General features: G+C 65.6%; 16 protein-coding genes and 4 pseudogenes. 16 read left to right on the forward strand and 4 right to left on the reverse strand.

The window, feature by feature from the left end:
• The first annotated feature begins 10 nt into the window (after positions 1–10).
• From M5I08_RS02015 to M5I08_RS26455, 5 genes are all read left to right on the forward strand, one after another.
• Positions 11–1,111 (forward strand): Mrp/NBP35 family ATP-binding protein, encoded by a 1,101-nt coding sequence (locus M5I08_RS02015; protein WP_219067646.1) that lies wholly within the window; start codon positions 11–13, stop codon positions 1,109–1,111.
• Between the two features lie 179 nt (positions 1,112–1,290).
• On the forward strand, positions 1,291–1,632 hold the full coding sequence (locus tag M5I08_RS02020; RefSeq protein WP_219067579.1) for a YidH family protein: 342 nt from the start codon (positions 1,291–1,293) through the stop codon (positions 1,630–1,632).
• A gap of 2 nt (positions 1,633–1,634) precedes the next feature.
• Complete coding sequence (locus M5I08_RS02025; protein WP_219067580.1) at positions 1,635–1,937, forward strand: DUF202 domain-containing protein; 303 nt, start codon at positions 1,635–1,637, stop codon at positions 1,935–1,937.
• Between the two features lie 216 nt (positions 1,938–2,153).
• Positions 2,154–2,354, forward strand: coding sequence for a helix-turn-helix domain-containing protein (locus M5I08_RS02030; RefSeq protein ID WP_249763058.1), 201 nt, complete (start codon positions 2,154–2,156; stop codon positions 2,352–2,354).
• Between the two features lie 32 nt (positions 2,355–2,386).
• Positions 2,387–2,647 (forward strand): helix-turn-helix domain-containing protein, encoded by a 261-nt coding sequence (locus M5I08_RS26455; protein ID WP_370328559.1) that lies wholly within the window; start codon positions 2,387–2,389, stop codon positions 2,645–2,647.
• Between the two features lie 4 nt (positions 2,648–2,651).
• Here M5I08_RS26455 and M5I08_RS02035 read toward each other — a convergent pair.
• Positions 2,652–2,774 (reverse strand): annotated as a pseudogene (locus tag M5I08_RS02035) (enoyl-CoA hydratase/isomerase family protein); the annotation flags it as partial.
• 200 nt (positions 2,775–2,974) lie between these two features.
• Here M5I08_RS02035 and M5I08_RS02040 point away from each other — a divergent pair.
• The 3 genes and pseudogenes from M5I08_RS02040 to M5I08_RS02050 all read left to right on the forward strand — a co-directional run.
• Positions 2,975–3,205: pseudogene (locus tag M5I08_RS02040) on the forward strand (AMP-binding enzyme); the annotation flags it as partial.
• A 26-nt stretch (positions 3,206–3,231) separates the two neighbouring features.
• Positions 3,232–3,828: a fatty-acid--CoA ligase gene (locus M5I08_RS02045; RefSeq protein ID WP_219067647.1), complete on the forward strand. Its 597-nt coding sequence runs from the start codon at positions 3,232–3,234 to the stop codon at positions 3,826–3,828.
• 12 nt (positions 3,829–3,840) lie between these two features.
• A complete protein-coding gene (locus M5I08_RS02050; protein ID WP_219067583.1) occupies positions 3,841–4,071 on the forward strand; it encodes a (2Fe-2S)-binding protein in 231 nt (76 codons plus the stop codon).
• Here M5I08_RS02050 and M5I08_RS02055 read toward each other — a convergent pair.
• Positions 3,980–5,662 carry an alpha-keto acid decarboxylase family protein gene (locus tag M5I08_RS02055; protein WP_219067584.1) on the reverse strand — a complete coding sequence of 561 codons (1,683 nt, stop codon included), beginning with the start codon at positions 5,660–5,662 and terminating at the stop codon, positions 3,980–3,982. The genes M5I08_RS02050 and M5I08_RS02055 overlap by 92 nt on opposite strands.
• A 68-nt stretch (positions 5,663–5,730) precedes the next feature.
• Here M5I08_RS02055 and M5I08_RS02060 point away from each other — a divergent pair.
• Together M5I08_RS02060 and M5I08_RS02065 are read left to right on the forward strand one after the other, a co-directional pair.
• A pseudogene (locus tag M5I08_RS02060) lies at positions 5,731–6,037 on the forward strand (SRPBCC family protein).
• A gap of 22 nt (positions 6,038–6,059) precedes the next feature.
• Positions 6,060–6,218 (forward strand): annotated as a pseudogene (locus M5I08_RS02065) (CoA transferase); the annotation flags it as partial.
• 194 nt (positions 6,219–6,412) lie between these two features.
• Here M5I08_RS02065 and M5I08_RS02070 read toward each other — a convergent pair.
• Positions 6,413–7,585 carry a pyridoxal phosphate-dependent aminotransferase gene (locus M5I08_RS02070; RefSeq protein ID WP_219067585.1) on the reverse strand — a complete coding sequence of 391 codons (1,173 nt, stop codon included), beginning with the start codon at positions 7,583–7,585 and terminating at the stop codon, positions 6,413–6,415.
• Between the two features lie 163 nt (positions 7,586–7,748).
• On the opposite strand from M5I08_RS02070, the gene M5I08_RS02075 reads away from it, so the two are divergent.
• From M5I08_RS02075 to M5I08_RS02100, 6 genes are all read left to right on the forward strand, one after another.
• Positions 7,749–8,960: an acetyl-CoA C-acetyltransferase gene (locus M5I08_RS02075; RefSeq protein ID WP_219067586.1), complete on the forward strand. Its 1,212-nt coding sequence runs from the start codon at positions 7,749–7,751 to the stop codon at positions 8,958–8,960.
• A gap of 4 nt (positions 8,961–8,964) precedes the next feature.
• Positions 8,965–11,109, forward strand: coding sequence for a 3-hydroxyacyl-CoA dehydrogenase NAD-binding domain-containing protein (locus M5I08_RS02080; RefSeq protein WP_219067587.1), 2,145 nt, complete (start codon positions 8,965–8,967; stop codon positions 11,107–11,109).
• A 92-nt stretch (positions 11,110–11,201) separates the two neighbouring features.
• Entirely contained in the window at positions 11,202–11,600 is a 399-nt protein-coding gene (locus tag M5I08_RS02085; protein ID WP_370328560.1) for an alpha/beta fold hydrolase, read from the forward strand.
• A 109-nt stretch (positions 11,601–11,709) separates the two neighbouring features.
• Positions 11,710–11,991, forward strand: coding sequence for a DUF2563 family protein (locus M5I08_RS02090; RefSeq protein ID WP_219067589.1), 282 nt, complete (start codon positions 11,710–11,712; stop codon positions 11,989–11,991).
• Positions 11,984–12,268 (forward strand): hypothetical protein, encoded by a 285-nt coding sequence (locus tag M5I08_RS02095; protein WP_219067590.1) that lies wholly within the window; start codon positions 11,984–11,986, stop codon positions 12,266–12,268. The genes M5I08_RS02090 and M5I08_RS02095 overlap by 8 nt, the downstream gene beginning before the upstream one ends.
• Before the next feature lie 117 nt (positions 12,269–12,385).
• Positions 12,386–13,327, forward strand: coding sequence for a class I SAM-dependent methyltransferase (locus M5I08_RS02100; RefSeq protein WP_219067591.1), 942 nt, complete (start codon positions 12,386–12,388; stop codon positions 13,325–13,327).
• Positions 13,328–13,612: 285 nt separating this feature from the next.
• Here the strand turns inward: M5I08_RS02100 and M5I08_RS02105 are convergent, their stop codons facing one another.
• On the reverse strand, positions 13,613–14,656 hold the full coding sequence (locus tag M5I08_RS02105; protein WP_219067592.1) for a patatin-like phospholipase family protein: 1,044 nt from the start codon (positions 14,654–14,656) through the stop codon (positions 13,613–13,615).
• Positions 14,657–14,758 lie beyond the last annotated feature (102 nt).

Consider the following 14,758-nt stretch of genomic DNA (forward strand, 5'->3'; position numbering starts at 1 on the left):
CGACCGGCAGATGCTCGCTTCCCAGGTACGTTCAGCCGTGGGTGATGTTGTCGACCCCGAACTTCGTTGTCAGCTAGCTGAATTGGGCATGGTGCGACACGTCGGGGCCGGTCGTCGCGGCCGGGTTCGCGTCGACATCGCTTTGACAACCCCGAACTGCCCGATGTCCGAACAGATTCGACACGATGTCGCGGCCGCAGCCGAGAGGGTCGCCGGGGTGAAGCGCTGCGAGGTCAGACTATCGACAATGTCGCCCGACGAACGTGACCTCGCCGCTCGTTACGCGATCGAGGGCCGCGCCCCCTCAGATCCGCGCGCAATATACGCGGTCGCAAGCGGAAAAGGCGGCGTCGGCAAATCCAGTATTGCCGCGAATCTCGCTGTGGCGCTGGCTCGACAGGGCCGTCGCGTCGGACTGATCGACGCCGACGTGTGGGGATATTCCGTGCCACAGCTCTTCGGGGTGCACCGCGCACCCGTCGCGATGAACGGGCGGATGATTCCGGTCCACGCGCACGGCATCGCCTTGATGTCACTGGGTTTCTTCGTCGGCTCCAACGAGCCGATCGTGTGGCGGGGCCCGATGCTGCACAAGGCGCTCACCCAGTTCGTCACCGACACCTTCTGGGGAGACCTTGACGTGCTGATCCTGGATCTGCCTCCAGGCACAGGCGACGTGACGCTCTCGGTGCTCGAGCTGCTGCCCGACGCCGCACTGGTAGCGGTCACCACCCCCCAACTGGCGGCTCGTTCGGTGGCCAGCAGAGTGGGCGCGCTGGCAAAGCAGGTGCGGATGCCGGTCGCGGGAGTCATCGAGAACATGAGCGAACTGGTTTGCCCGCACTGCGCGCAGCCCAGCAGGTTGTTCGGCGCCGGTGGCGGCGAACAACTGGCAACCGAAATCGGTTGCCAGGTTCTCGGACAGATACCTTTGGACGTCGAGCTTCGCGAATCCGGCGACCGGGGCGTCCCGGTGGTGGTCGCGCGGCCCGAAAGCGCCTCGGCCCTCGCACTCTGCAGAGCCGCAGCGCAGCTGCGGCCCGTCCGGCGGCCATTGGCAGGCCGACCCCTCGGGCTTACCCCGAACCATCCAAAGGAGGACGCTCGGTAAATACCGCGCAACGGCGCCTCATTCAGGTTGACAGGTTCCGGGTATGATCGAAACTTCGAATTTCGACTTGGGCGAAATGGCGATAAATCAGAAGGAGTATTGAAAGAAGATGACGGATTCACAGACACTGCTGACTGTTTGGCAGTACTGTCCCGCCCTGTGACCGCGCTGACGTCGCCGTGACACCGACTGAGGAACACGAACCCGATTATCGGTTCACGCTGGCCAACGAACGCACCTTCCTGGCGTGGATTCGCACGTCGCTGGGCTTGGTCGCCGGCGGGGTCGCCCTGATGCAACTCGCCCCGAATTTCAGCGTTCGCGACGTGCGCCTAGCTCTCAGCGTGCTGCTGGTGGCCGCGGGCGGCACGCTCGCCGCACTCTCGGTCCGGCGTTGGCAGCGCACGCAGCAGGCCATGCGCCGCGGAGCGGAAATGCCGACTAGCCGCATCCCCTTCGCCGTCGGCGTTGCCTCGGTGGCAGTGGCTGTCCTGGTCATCGTTGTGCTGGTTAGGATCTGAGCGTGATCGCACCGACCGGCGAGGCCGGCCTGCAGGCCGAGCGCACCCAACTGTCATGGGAGCGCACGGCGATCGGGTTCCTCGCCATCGGCATGTTGATCCTGCTGCGTCATAAGGAATTGCCCTTCCCGGGCCGATCCGTCGCCGCGACGATGGCGTTCGCCCTGACGATCGTGGTCGTGCTGATCGGCAAAGCACGAAGCAGTGGCGCGATGACAGCGCGCACTGGGATCCTTGCCGTCGGGTACGCCACCGTTGGCCTGGCCATCACCGTCGGCGTGCTCATCTTGTCGGTTGAAGCCTGAGAAACCCCTCGGCTTGGCGGCCAGGATCCACCGGCATGACCCGACCCGGAAGAGCCCGAATTAAAGATATTTCGGTAATACGGTGAGCCGCTGCGTGGGATTCGCATTGCGGTATAGGACAATTGGCGTGTGGCAAGAAAGTCTGGTAGACGGCGGTCGGGTACGGGCTCCAGAGTGCCTGCGCGGCGGGACTTTCAAGCTCTCAAGGACCGGCGGATGGCAGCAGCCGGCATGCTCGCCCGCGGCAAGCGTCAGGCCGACGTAGTAGACAAGCTGGGTGTCACGGCGCAGACCGCGTCGCGTTGGCATCGGACCTTCGTGGCCGAGGGCAAGAAGGGGCCGGCCGGCGCGGGCCGGGCCGGCCGGTTACCGAAGCTGTCCGACGAGCAGCTGGCGCAGGTCGAGCAGGACTGCTGAACGGCCCACGGGCCAATGGCTTCCCGACCGAGATGTGGACCCTGGCGCGGGTGGCCGATGTGATCGAGACGTTGACCGGCGTCCGTTATGGCCAAACGCAGACGTGGACGCTGCTGCGGGAGCGGCTGAGATGGAGCAAACAGCGCCCAGCGCGACGCGCGGTCGAACGCGACGACGAGGCGATCGCCACCTGGGTCAAGCAGGACTGGCCGCGGATAAAAAAGCGCCAGGCGCCGCGGCGCCGCCGGAGTCGCGCCCCGCTACCGGGTCGGCGTCGAGGAACCCGATCTTGATATCGCCCTCAGCCGCATCGAGCGCCTTCTCCAACTGGTCCATGGTGTCCAGAGAAATGGCCTTGCGGGCGTGCGGCCGGTTGATGGTCAGCAGGGCCAGACCCGCGTCGAACTCGACGTCCACCATGCGCCGCTTCCCATCGTGCGCTATTGGCATTCTCCTGCGCGGAGAATAGCATCGGCCCCTTGACTCACGACTCGACTGACTTTTCTATGACCCTAACGTTTGCGGCCGGAGTCCTGAGCCAATGCGCAATATTCCCCCTGACCTGCTCACGCGGTATGAGGAAGCGGGCTGGTGGAAGCGCGAAACCCTCGGACAGGCGCTTGGAACACCCCGTGGTTGCTCAAGTCGCGGTGATCGGTGTTTGCCGACCAGCGGCTCGGCCAGGTGGGCAAGGCGTTCGTCGTGCCGAAAGGCGGCGGTGTCCGAGGATGATCTGATCGCCTGGTGCCGCGACCGGATGGCTGGTTTCAAAGCGCCGCGGTACATTTGAGTTTCTCGACGAGTTGCCGCTGGACACAACAGGCAAGGTGATGAAGGACCGACTTCGGTGAGATCCGCGGATCCGCAAGCGCATTCGATGGTGATCGCGTCGGACTTTTCCGTGCCGAACCCGGCACAGGTGTGGCCGCTGCTGCAAAGCCGGAGATCGGCGCTCGCCGGTATCGGTGCGCGCCATGTGCTGGTCTACACGTCGACACGTGACTACGGTCGTGTCCTGGTGACGATCGGTGTGCGCAGCCGCGAGCCGATTGTCGACTTGCTGCGCTCCCGGGTGTTCTTCGACTGGTTCGACGCCGTTGGCGTAGGAGACATTCCGGCGGTCTTCGCCGGTGAGATCGTCGAACGGTTCAAAGCCGGCGCGCCGGCTGAAACGGCGCCGGGCATCGTGGTCGCTGCGACCGCATCGATACCCGATGTGGGCAGTCTGGTCGCCGAGATCCGCGGTGCGCTGCGCCGATTCGAGGCTGCGGGCATTCGGGAAACCCGGCTCTTCCGGGCCTTCGATGACGGGCACGAGGTGATGATCCTGCAGGAGCTCGACGACGACGAGCGTGCACGGCGGTGGATCGAACACCCCGACCCCGCTGCGCCGTGGATCGATGGCGCCGGCAGGGGCGCCTACCCGCCCGTGTTTGTGGGCAAATTCTTCGACATGATACGGATCGACGGGTGAACGGATCCCTCGATGTTCGCGTGCCTGTGTGACGGCATCACCGGCCAAGCGGCGGACGCCGTCGCCGACGGGGCGTCGACGACCAATCAGATCGCCACTTCATGCGGCGCCGGCGCCGACTGCGGTCGCTGCCGGCACGCACTGCGCTCGCTCATCGCCGCGTGCTGCCATCTGGAGAAGTCGGCCGGGCCAGTTCGGTCAACAGATTCGGCGCATCGAGGCGCGGCACGACCGCCTCGATGAGCACCATCCGGTCACCGTGATCCGCTGCTGCGATGAAGGCGTCATCGAGCTCCCCGTAGGTTTGAGCCCGAAACGTCAGGTGATTGGTCACACCAAGGGCGCTGGGAATGTCGGCCCAATTCCAGCCCACAATGTCGTTGTAGGGTGCGTCTTTCCCGTGAATCAGCCGCTCGATGGTGTAGCCGTCGTTGTTGACCACCACGATGACCGGCGACAGCCCTTCCCGCGAGAAGGCGCCGAGCTCCGGGACCGTCAACTGCGCGGCGCCGTCGCCGATCAGCAACACCGGCCTGCGGTCCCGGGCCGCCAGCCCCGCGCCGAGTGTGGCGGGCAGCGTGTATCCGATTGAACCCCATAACGGTTGGCCGATGAAGGTTACGCCGCGGGGCAGACGGTGGGTGGCCATGCCGTAGTACGAGGTGCCCTGATCTGCCAGCACCACATTGCCGGGTGTGAGCGCTTCGCAAAACCGGTCCCACAACAGTTTTTGGCTAAGCGGCTCGTGGCGGCCCGGGGATTGCAGCGGCACGTCGTCGGACGTCGCTGCGACCGCCGGCGAGGTGATCCCACGCCGGACGAGAATCGAGGTCAGTGCCTCCAGCGCGGCTTCCATCTCCAGCGGCGCGAACACCGCAGTGCCCACGGTGCTCTGCTCCACTCCAACGTCGATGGTCCTGAGCGGATCGATGCGTTGGCTGAAAAATCCGCTGACCATGTCGGTGAACACAACTCCGGCCGTTACCAGCACCGGCGCCTCTTCGATCGCCCGGCGCACCGGTTCGGCGCTGGCCGCTCCGGCATAGATGCCCAAGAAGGTCGGCGCGCTCTCATCGACGAGGCTCTTGCCCCACATCAACGTGGCGTGCGGCACCACGTCGGCGGCCAACAGCGCCTCGAGCTGCTTGACGGCGTTCAAGCGATGGACCAAAAGGTCCGCCAGCACGGTTAACTGGTGGTCGGCGATGAGTTCGGTTGCGGCTTCGATAAACAAAGCAAGTGCCCGTGGGCTGGTACCGCCGGTGTAGTGTGGCAACGGGGCTGCAGGGCGCTCGGTTTCGAAGCGTGCCACGTCGATGGGCAGCAGCAGATACCCGGGCCGCCGCTGCTCCCGCACCTCGGACAGCACTCGGTCGATTTCCCGGGTGGCCGTTGCCGGCATGAGATTTGCTTGGGCACAGGTGATTTCCCGACTTATCCGGAAGAAGTGCTCGAAATCGCCATCGCCCAGCGAGTGATGCAGAGCCCGGCGGGTGCCCTGTGCGTCTTTCGAAGGTCCTCCGACGATGTGGACCACCGGCACGTGCTCGGCGTAGCTTCCGGCGATCGCGTTGGCCGCTGATAGCTCACCCACGCCGAATGTGGTTACCACAGCTGACATCCCACGGAGCCGTCCGTACCCGTCGGCGGCGTAGCCGGCATTGAGTTCGTTGGCGTTTCCGACCCACCGGATGTCCGGATGGTCGACAATGTGGTCCAGGAACTCGAGGTTGTAGTCGCCGGGCACGCCGAAGACCTCGGTAACTCCGAGTTCTACCAGGCGGTCGAGCAGGTAGTCACCAACTGTGTAGGCGTATTCACTAGGAACAGTCACGACGACGACGGTACGCGTGTGCGGTCGAAAGCGCCGTCCGCGCGGCGCCGCCTCGCTATCGTCCGGACATGGCAGTCAATGAAACCCGCGAAATAGTCATCGAGGCGACCCCGGCGGAGCTCCTCGACGTCATCGCCGATGTGGAGTCGCTGACCGAGTGGTCGCCGCCGCATCAGAGCTCCGAGGTCCTGGACAGACACGAAGATGGACGGCCGAGCAAAGCCAAGATGAAGATAAAGGCGGCCGGGCTCACCGACGAGCAAGTCGTGGCCTACACGTGGCTTCGTCCTGAAACGCGCCACCAAAGGGACGATCGACACGGGGACCGAGGGCTTACGCCAGCGGGTGCTCGCGGTGAAGAAAGGTCACGCTTGACAGAGACACGGCCCCGGGTGCGGGCGGCGCTCCGTTCTATCGCTGCGATGAAACCGCGGACGGCAAGTACATGGCCGTGGGCGCAATCGAGCCGCAATTCTTCGCCGAGTTGCTCGCCGGACTGGGATTGTCCGCCGCTGAAGTGCCGGGCCAACTCGATAACGCTTCGTACGCCCGTTTACCGGGTCGTCTTGCCAGCTTTGGCGTGGTGGCCGTACGAGCATCGCGCGAGATCCTCATCGACGCGCCGCCGGAGGTGATCCTGGAGGCGCTGGCCGACGTCGGCTCCGTGCCGTCCTGGTGGTCGTCGGCACACAAACGATCCTCAGCGCCGCAACCGAGGGGCTGCGACGACGGGTCATGGCCGCTATCGGCTCAGATCGTTCGCAGTAGTGCCAGTCGGCGGACCGCCTCGTCGAGGGTGTCGTCTCGCTTGCAGAAGGTGAACCTCACCAAGTGATTCCACTGCGACCGCCCCGGGGCAGCGGGATCGCAGAACGCCGACATCGGGATTGCGGCGACGCCGACCTTTTCCGGCAGCGCGGCGCAGAACGCCGTGCTGTCGTCGTAACCCAACGGACGCGGATCGGCACACAAGAAGAAGGTGCCCGCGCTGTCGTGCATCCGAAAGCCGATCTCGGCCAATCCGCGTGCCAGCCGATCCCGCTTGTCCTGCAACGAAGTTCGCAGCGTGTCCACCCAGCTTCCTTCGGTGTTCAGCGCGTGCGCCACCGCCGGCTGAAACGGTGCACCCCCGACGTAACTCAGATACTGTTTGGCCGCTCGCAGACCGAGGATGAGTTCGGCTGGCCCGCAAGCCCATCCGATCTTCCAGCCGGTGCAGTTGAACATCTTCGCGGCGCTCGAGATCGTGATGGTGCGCTCGGCCATCCCGTCGAAACCGGCGAGAGGCAGGTGGCGGCGACCGTCATACACCAGATGCTCGTAGACCTCGTCGGTGATGACGAGCAAGTCGGCTTGGATCGCGACGTCTGCGATGGCGGCCAGCTCGGCCTCGCTGAGGACGGTGCCGGTCGGGTTGTGCGGCGAGTTCAGGATCAACGCCGTGGTGCGCGGCGTCACCGCGCGCCGCAACGCGTCGACGTCGAGCACGAAGCCGCGACCGTCGGGTACCAACGGCACGACGATCCGCTGCGCGCCGGCCATCGCCACCACGGGGGAGTAGGAGTCGTAGAACGGCTGGATCAAGATCACCTCGGCGCCGGGCTCGACCAGGCCGATCACCGCGGCCGCGATGGCCTCGGTGGCCCCGACCGTCACCAGGATTTCGGTGTCCGGGTCGTAGTCGGCGCCGAACTGCCGCTTGCGCTGCGCGGCGATCGCCTCACGCAACGCCGCGACGCCGATTCCCGGCGGGTACTGGTTGACGCCCTCGGCGATGGCGTGCTGGGCGGCCTTGAGCATCGCCGGTGGCCCGTCCTCGTCGGGGAAGCCCTGCCCGAGGTTCACCGCGCCGACCCGGGCCGCCAGCGCCGACATCTCGGCGAACACCGTGGTCGCATAGGGCTGCAGTCGCGACACCGTCATGGGTGACGAGCTTAAGGCGCAGGGCTCGAGTGTGCGGCCAGCCGCACACTCGGCGCCAACGCGGCCCAACCAACAGGTTGATCGGCCCCCTGTTAGAGTGGCCGACAGGGACTAGCGTCCCGAGGACAGATCCGAAAACGACATGTTGAAGAGGAATCACCCAATGTCCGAAGAAGCCTTCATCTACGAGGCCATCCGCACGCCGCGCGGCAAGCAGCGCAACGGGTCGTTGAACGAGGTCAAGCCGCTGAACCTGGTGGTCGGGCTGGTCGACGAACTGCGCAGGCGCTTCCCCGACCTGGACGAGACCCTGATCAGCGACATGATCCTCGGGGTGGTGTCCCCGATCGGCGACCAAGGCGGCGACATCGCCCGCACCGCGGTGCTGGCGGCCGGGCTGCCCGAGACCACCGGTGGCGTCCAGCTGAACCGGTTCTGCTCGTCCGCGCTGGAAGCGGTGAACATCGCCGCGCAGAAGGTGCGCTCCGGCTGGGACGACTTGGTGCTGGCCGGCGGTGTCGAGTCGATGAGCCGCGTCCCGATGGGCTCCGACGGCGGCGCCTGGGCCAACGACCCCGAGACCAACTACCAGCTCGGCTTCGTGCCGCAGGGTATCGGCGCGGATTTGATCGCCACCATCGAAGGCTTCTCCCGCGAGGACGTCGACGCCTATGCGCTGCGCAGCCAGCAGAGGGCTGCCAAGGCCTGGTCTGGTGGCTACTTCGCGAAGTCGGTGGTGCCGGTGCGTGACCAGAACGGTCTGGTGATCCTCGACCACGACGAGCACATGCGGCCCGGCACCACAGCCGACGACCTGGCCAAGCTGAAGACCGCGTTCGACGGCATCGGCGAGATGGGCGGCTTCGACGACGTGGCGCTGCAGAAGTATCACTTCGTCGAGAAGATCAACCACGTGCACACCGGCGGCAACAGCTCCGGCATCGTCGACGGGGCCTCGCTGGTGCTGGTCGGCAGTGAAAAGGCGGGAGCTGCCAGCAATATGACCCCGCGGGCCCGTGTCGTGGCCACCGCCACCAGCGGCGCCGACCCGGTCATCATGCTCACCGGCCCGATGCCGGCCACCCGCAAGGTGCTCGACCGCGCCGGCCTGACGATCGAGGACATCGACCTGTTCGAGCTGAACGAGGCGTTCGCGTCGGTGGTGCTGAAATTCCAGAAGGACCTGCGCATTCCGGACGAGAAGCTCAACGTCAACGGCGGCGCCATCGCGATGGGCCACCCGCTGGGCGCCACCGGCGCCATGATCACCGGCACCATGGTCGACGAGCTTGAGCGCCGGGGGGCGCGCCGCGCGCTGATCACGCTGTGCATCGGCGGCGGCATGGGCGTGGCCACCATCATCGAGAGGGTTTAACACCATGGCAGAGAACACCATTGCGTGGGACAAGGACGCCGACGGCATCGTCACGCTGACGTTGGATGACCCGACCGGGTCGGCCAACGTGATGAACGCGCACTACCAGCAGTCGATGCACAACGCCGTCGAACGCCTTGCTGCGGAGAAGGATTCAATCACCGGCGTGGTCATCACCAGCGCGAAGAAGACCTTCTTCGCCGGCGGCGATCTCAAGAGCATGATCAAACTCGGCCCGGAGAATGCCGGCGAGGCGTTCGACACCGTCGAGTCGATCAAGCGTGACCTGCGCGCCCTGGAGACGCTGGGCAAGCCGGTGGTGGCCGCGATCAACGGTGCAGCGCTCGGCGGTGGCCTGGAGATCGCATTGGCGTGTCACCACCGGATCGCCGCCGACGTCAAGGGTCTGGTCGTCGGGCTGCCCGAGGTGACGCTGGGCCTGCTGCCGGGTGGCGGCGGCGTGACCCGCACCGTGCGGATGTTCGGCATCCAGAACGCGTTCATGAACATCCTGTCCCAGGGCACCCGGTTCAAGCCGGACAAGGCCAAGGAGATCGGGCTGGTCGACGAACTCGTCGGCTCGGTCGAGGAACTGGTTCCGAGGGCGAAGGCTTGGATAAAGGCCAACCCCGGCTCGCACACTCAGCCGTGGGACGCCAAGGGCTACAAGATACCCGGCGGCACCCCGTCCAGCCCCGCGCTGGCCGGCATCCTGCCGTCGTTCGCGGCGCTGCTGAAAAAGCAACTCAAGGGCGCGCCGATGCCGGCGCCGCGGGCCATCCTGGACGCGGCCGTCGAGGGCGCGCAGGTGGACTTCGACACCGCCAGCCGCATCGAGAGCCGGTATTTCACCTCGCTGGTCACCGGCCAGGTCGCCAAGAACATGATCCAGGCGTTCTTCTTTGACCTGCAGCACATCAACGGCGGCGGCTCGCGGCCCGACGGAATCGAACCGGTCAAGATCAGCAAGATCGGTGTGCTGGGCGCGGGCATGATGGGCGCCGGCATCGCTTACGTGTCGGCTAAGGCCGGGTTCGACGTGGTGCTCAAGGATGTCAGCATCGAGGCCGCGGAGAAGGGCAAGGGTTACTCGGAAAAGCTTGAGGCCAAAGCGCTTCAACGTGGCAAGACCACCGAGGCGAAGAGCAAGGCGCTGCTGGACCGCATCACGCCATCTGCTGACCCCGCCGACTTCAAGGGCGTCGACTTCGTCGTCGAGGCGGTCTTTGAGAACCAGGAACTCAAGCACCAGGTGTTCGGCGAGATCGAGGACGTCGTCGAGCCTAACGCGCTGCTCGGGTCGAACACGTCGACCTTGCCGATCACCGGTCTGGCGACGGGGGTCAAGCGCCAAGAGAACTTCATCGGAATCCACTTCTTCTCACCGGTCGACAAGATGCCGCTCGTCGAAATCATCAAGGGCCGCAAGACTTCTGATGAAGCGCTGGCCCGCGCGTTCGACTACACGCTGGCCATCGGCAAGACCCCGATCGTCGTCAACGACAGCCGCGGCTTCTTCACCAGCCGGGTCATCGGCACGTTCATCAACGAGGCGCTGGCGATGCTGGGCGAGGGCGTGGAGCCGGCCAGTATCGAACGCGCGGGTTCGCAGGCCGGCTATCCGGCGCCGCCGCTGCAACTCTCCGACGAGCTCAACCTGGAGCTGATGCACAAGATCGCCGCCGCCACCCGCAAGGGTGTCGAGGATGCCGGCGGCACATACGTGCCGCACCCGGCAGAAGCCGTCATCGAGAAGATGATCGAGATCGGCCGGCCCAGCCGGTTGAAGGGAGCGGGTTTCTACGAATACGTCGACGGCAAGCGCACCCGGCTGTGGCCGGGCCTGCGCGAGACGTTCAAATCCGGTTCGTCGGCGCCGCCGCTACAGGACATGATCGACCGGATGCTCTTCGCCGAGGCGCTGGAAACCCAGAAGTGCCTCGACGAAGGCGTTCTCACGTCGACCGCCGACGCCAACATCGGGTCGATCATGGGCATCGGTTTCCCGCCGTGGACCGGGGGCAGCGCGCAGTACATCGTCGGCTACTCCGGCGCGGGCGGTACCGGTAAGGACGCGTTCGTCGCCCGGGCGCGCGAGCTGGCGGCCCGCTACGGTGACCGGTTCCTACCGCCGGACTCGTTGACGTGAGCCCGCGCGAGCAGACGCAGAATCGCATTGCGCGGGCATTCCGCGTGCGATTCTGCGTCTGCTCGCGCGCTGCGGCTGGCGCGGTCGACAGGTTGCCTAACGCTGCTGATCCCACTACCGACATGGGGTGCAACACCACCGAACATCTGCTTGCCGACATCGAAGTTCTCCGTGAGCATTTGGACGTTGGTCAATGGCTGCTCTACGGGGGATCGTGGGCATCGACGCTGATCCTCGCCTACGCACAACGCCACCCTGAACGCGTTACCGGCATCATCCTGGTCGAAGTCACGATGAGCCGGCCACAAGAGATCGACTGGCTCTACCGCGGCCTCCGTGTGCTGCTGCCTATCGAATGGGAACGATTCCGCGCTGGCGTACCTGTCGATGACCGCGACGGCAACCTCGTCGAGGCGTATCGGCGGCTGGTGCAAAGCCCTGATCTCGCCACTCGCGAGCAGGCCGCCCGCCCACAATGCCTGGCTCGATGACGGACAACTATTGCGACCCTCACAGCCCTGCTCACGGCGGCCAACACCGATCATGACATCGTGGCGACTCCCGTCCGCCGCCACGGATCCGATCTGCCCGGGCTCCCATTTGCCAGCATCAACGGGTGCCGCGGGGTCGGCGCGAGACGCGCCCGAGGCACTCGCCGGCGCAGATTCGGCGTCGGGAATTTTCGGCGATTTCGCCGAAGCGCAGCAATTCCACCGTGCTGTCAGCGGCGTCCACCAGCAGCATCGCGACCAGTTGGGCGCACACCACAAGACGCTGAACGGGGTGTGGGCCCAAGCGGTCAATGCCGCGCAGGTGTTGACCGGCGCCGACGAGTCGGTGGCCGATGCTGTTGGGGTTCTCCCAAAAAGTGGACATGGTTAACTTGCTTCCGTGGTGGCGGCCTTGGCGCCAAGTGACCGTCACCAAAGCCAACCCTCGCGCGCTCACCGAGCTGGGCCGCCGCGGCGCCATCATCGACACGATCGAGATGCCGACCCGGTTTCACGCTGTGGCGCTCACCCACACCGTGATGGTCCGCCAGCAAGCATGGCGGGTGTATCCGGCCGCAGACCAGCTGGCGACCGGCCGCACCCAGGTGTGGATGACCGACGCCCCACCGCTCAACCTCGCCGCCCTGGCCGCTAGCGTGTTCTCGTGAGCGACAAGCTGGTATGCGTGTTGGTGAAAGGCGGCGCGAAAGCCTCGACCTCTCTTTACGCTTGCTAACTAACTTGTGGACCGTGGATACCGGGCAACCAACTGCAGGAACTTCATCATGACGCGAAGCGATAACGACACGTGGGATCTGGCATCGAGCGTGGGGGCCACCGCCACGATGGTGGCCGCGGGCAGGGCCCGCGCGAGCAGGAGCGATAACCGGCTTATCGCGGACCGTTTCGCTGAGCCGCTGGTCCGAGCGGTCGGCGTTGACTTTTTCACACGCTGGGCGACCGGTGAGCTGGATCCGGCTGAGGTCGACGTTGCCGACGCGCCGTGGGGCATGCAACGGATGACTGACTCGATGACGGCGCGGACCCACTACTTCGACAGATTCTTTGCCGAGGCGACAGCGGCTGGTATCCGCCAGGCCGTGATCTTGGCTTCCGGACTAGACGCGCGCGCCTACCGCCTGTCCTGGCCGTCGGATATGACGCTGTTCGAGATCGACCAACCCAAAGTGCTCGAATTCAAGAGCGCCACGCTCGCGGCGCTAGGCGCCCAGCCGACGGTTGAGCTGCGGATGGCGCCGGTCGATCTGCGATACGACTGGCCCGCGGCGCTTCGCCAGGCCGGGTTTGACCCCGCCAAACCCACCGCATGGAGCGCCGAGGGCTTGCTGGCGTTCCTGCCGCCGCCAGCCCAGGATCGCCTGCTGGACACCATCACCGCGCTCAGCAGCGATAGCAGCCGATTCGTCGCCGACATCTTTTGGAACTCCCCAGATGGCCGGGAAGCGTTGACGGCAGCAGCCCGCAAGTGGTATGAGCATGGCCTCGACGTCAGCCTCGACGACCTGGGCTATCCCGGTCACCGCAACGATGTCGCCGACTATCTGACCGGGCTGGGCTGGCGCGTGGTGAATCGCATCCTTATCAGCCAGGTGTTGGCCGACAACGCATTACCAGTGCCCTCCGTCAACGGCGAGCGGGGGCCCGCGCCGGACAACTACTACTGCACCGCGATTTTGCCTGAAACCTCAGCCCGCAGCCGCAAGTGACGTTCGGCATGCCGGAGATCGGTCGGCGCGCAAAGTGCCGCTGGGCGATCAGCTCTCGGCCCGGCCCAACACACGAGCCACTCGGACGCACTCACCAGTCAGTCGACCCCGCTATACCCGAACACATATTCGATTAGCGGGCGCGGTCGAAGGACAGCTCCCACACCGTGCCCGTGTTGCGGCAGTTAGGAGACGACCAGGTAGTCGCGCAGCTGTCCCTTCGTGCCGCCGCCGACAGCCCGCGGCGACCCCGTTCCCGGCCGCAGCCGGCGTCGTCGGGTCACTTCACTTCGAAGGAGGCAGCCGCCAGCGCGAATGCCGGAACTGGTCGAGGTATTCGGTCCAGTCCCAGCTCGACAGGAACTCCTGGGCAGCCGCATAGCCCTTCTCGTAGAACTCTTCGAGACGCTTTCTGGGGATATCGAAGTCGAGCAGACCCACGTCGCTCGATTCGACCTCGATCGTTCGGGCACGGACCCACGGCCGGCTCAGCTGGGTCTGGTCATGGCCCACCAGCATGGTGGTGAGCAGGCTTTCCAATAAAGACGTCTGTTCGAAAAGACGCAGCGGTTTCAGCGCGGGCATAACTTCCTCGACGCCCTCGTTGAGCCTCGGTATCACCGTGACCCCGAACGAGGGCCAGCGCGGCGGTCTGCCGTCCGACCGGTCGAAGGAGTCGATCGGAAAGTTCGTCAACACGCCGCCATCGACCAGGGTGGAGGTGCGCCCGGTGGCGCTGGTCAAGCTGACCGGGGGATAGAAGAACGGGATCGCCATCGAGGCGCGAACCGCGTCGGCGACCAGCTGCTCATCGGGGTCCAACCCGTAGGTCCGCCGGTAGTGCCATGGCAGTCGCACCAGCTGCGCGATCGTCACGTCGGCGACGGTGACCGCTAGCCTGTAGCGCCGCTCCTCGGGCAGGTGGTCCTCGTTGAGGGCCAGGTCGCCGAAGGTGGTCACACCCAGGTTCTTCAGCTCGCTGCGTATCCAGTCGTAGGCGAAGTCGCCGCGGTACATGCTCCCGCTCCGTAGCAGCCCCCACGCAGGGCCGAGGAAGGGGACAGGGGCGGCGTCGCGCCATTTGCGCAACGGCACCGACAACGCGAGTTGCCTGACTTCCTCGCCGCTCAGCTGGTCACCTTGGGACGCAGCCGCGAGGATCGCCGCAACCACCGAGCCGGCCGACACGCCGGATGCTCTCTTGAACGTGTATCCGGCGTCCATCAGCGCGACGACGGCGCCCACCAGGCCGATGAACTTCACCCCGCCACCCGACAGCACGACGTCCGCGAACTTCGGCTGCTGGTCGGTGGATAGATCGTCTGCCACGATGTTCTCCTGTTGGTGAGGAGCTTAGCCACGATCCATGGATGGGCCGGTGACTTGATCGACGTGTGAACAGTGGAAATGCTTTGTGACCTGGGACAATAG

Origin of the sequence: Candidatus Mycobacterium methanotrophicum (assembly GCF_023515995.1) — a bacterium.
Classification (GTDB): Bacteria; Actinomycetota; Actinomycetes; order Mycobacteriales; family Mycobacteriaceae; genus Mycobacterium; species Mycobacterium methanotrophicum.

What these genes read in the sequence shown, in the direction of transcription:
- M5I08_RS26455 (WP_370328559.1), top strand. Translation starts at nt 2,387, where the DNA reads ATGTGGACCCTGGCGCGGGTGGCCGATGTGATCGAGACGTTGACCGGC.
- M5I08_RS02050 (WP_219067583.1), top strand. Translation starts at nt 3,841, where the DNA reads ATGTTCGCGTGCCTGTGTGACGGCATCACCGGCCAAGCGGCGGACGCC.
- M5I08_RS02030 (WP_249763058.1), top strand. Translation starts at nt 2,154, where the DNA reads ATGGCAGCAGCCGGCATGCTCGCCCGCGGCAAGCGTCAGGCCGACGTA.
- M5I08_RS02095 (WP_219067590.1), top strand. Translation starts at nt 11,984, where the DNA reads ATGGTTAACTTGCTTCCGTGGTGGCGGCCTTGGCGCCAAGTGACCGTC.
- M5I08_RS02080 (WP_219067587.1), top strand. Translation starts at nt 8,965, where the DNA reads ATGGCAGAGAACACCATTGCGTGGGACAAGGACGCCGACGGCATCGTC.
- M5I08_RS02100 (WP_219067591.1), top strand. Translation starts at nt 12,386, where the DNA reads ATGACGCGAAGCGATAACGACACGTGGGATCTGGCATCGAGCGTGGGG.
- M5I08_RS02045 (WP_219067647.1), top strand. Translation starts at nt 3,232, where the DNA reads ATGGTGATCGCGTCGGACTTTTCCGTGCCGAACCCGGCACAGGTGTGG.
- M5I08_RS02015 (WP_219067646.1), top strand. Translation starts at nt 11, where the DNA reads ATGCTCGCTTCCCAGGTACGTTCAGCCGTGGGTGATGTTGTCGACCCC.
- M5I08_RS02075 (WP_219067586.1), top strand. Translation starts at nt 7,749, where the DNA reads ATGTCCGAAGAAGCCTTCATCTACGAGGCCATCCGCACGCCGCGCGGC.
- M5I08_RS02070 (WP_219067585.1), bottom strand. Translation starts at nt 7,585, where the DNA reads ATGACGGTGTCGCGACTGCAGCCCTATGCGACCACGGTGTTCGCCGAG.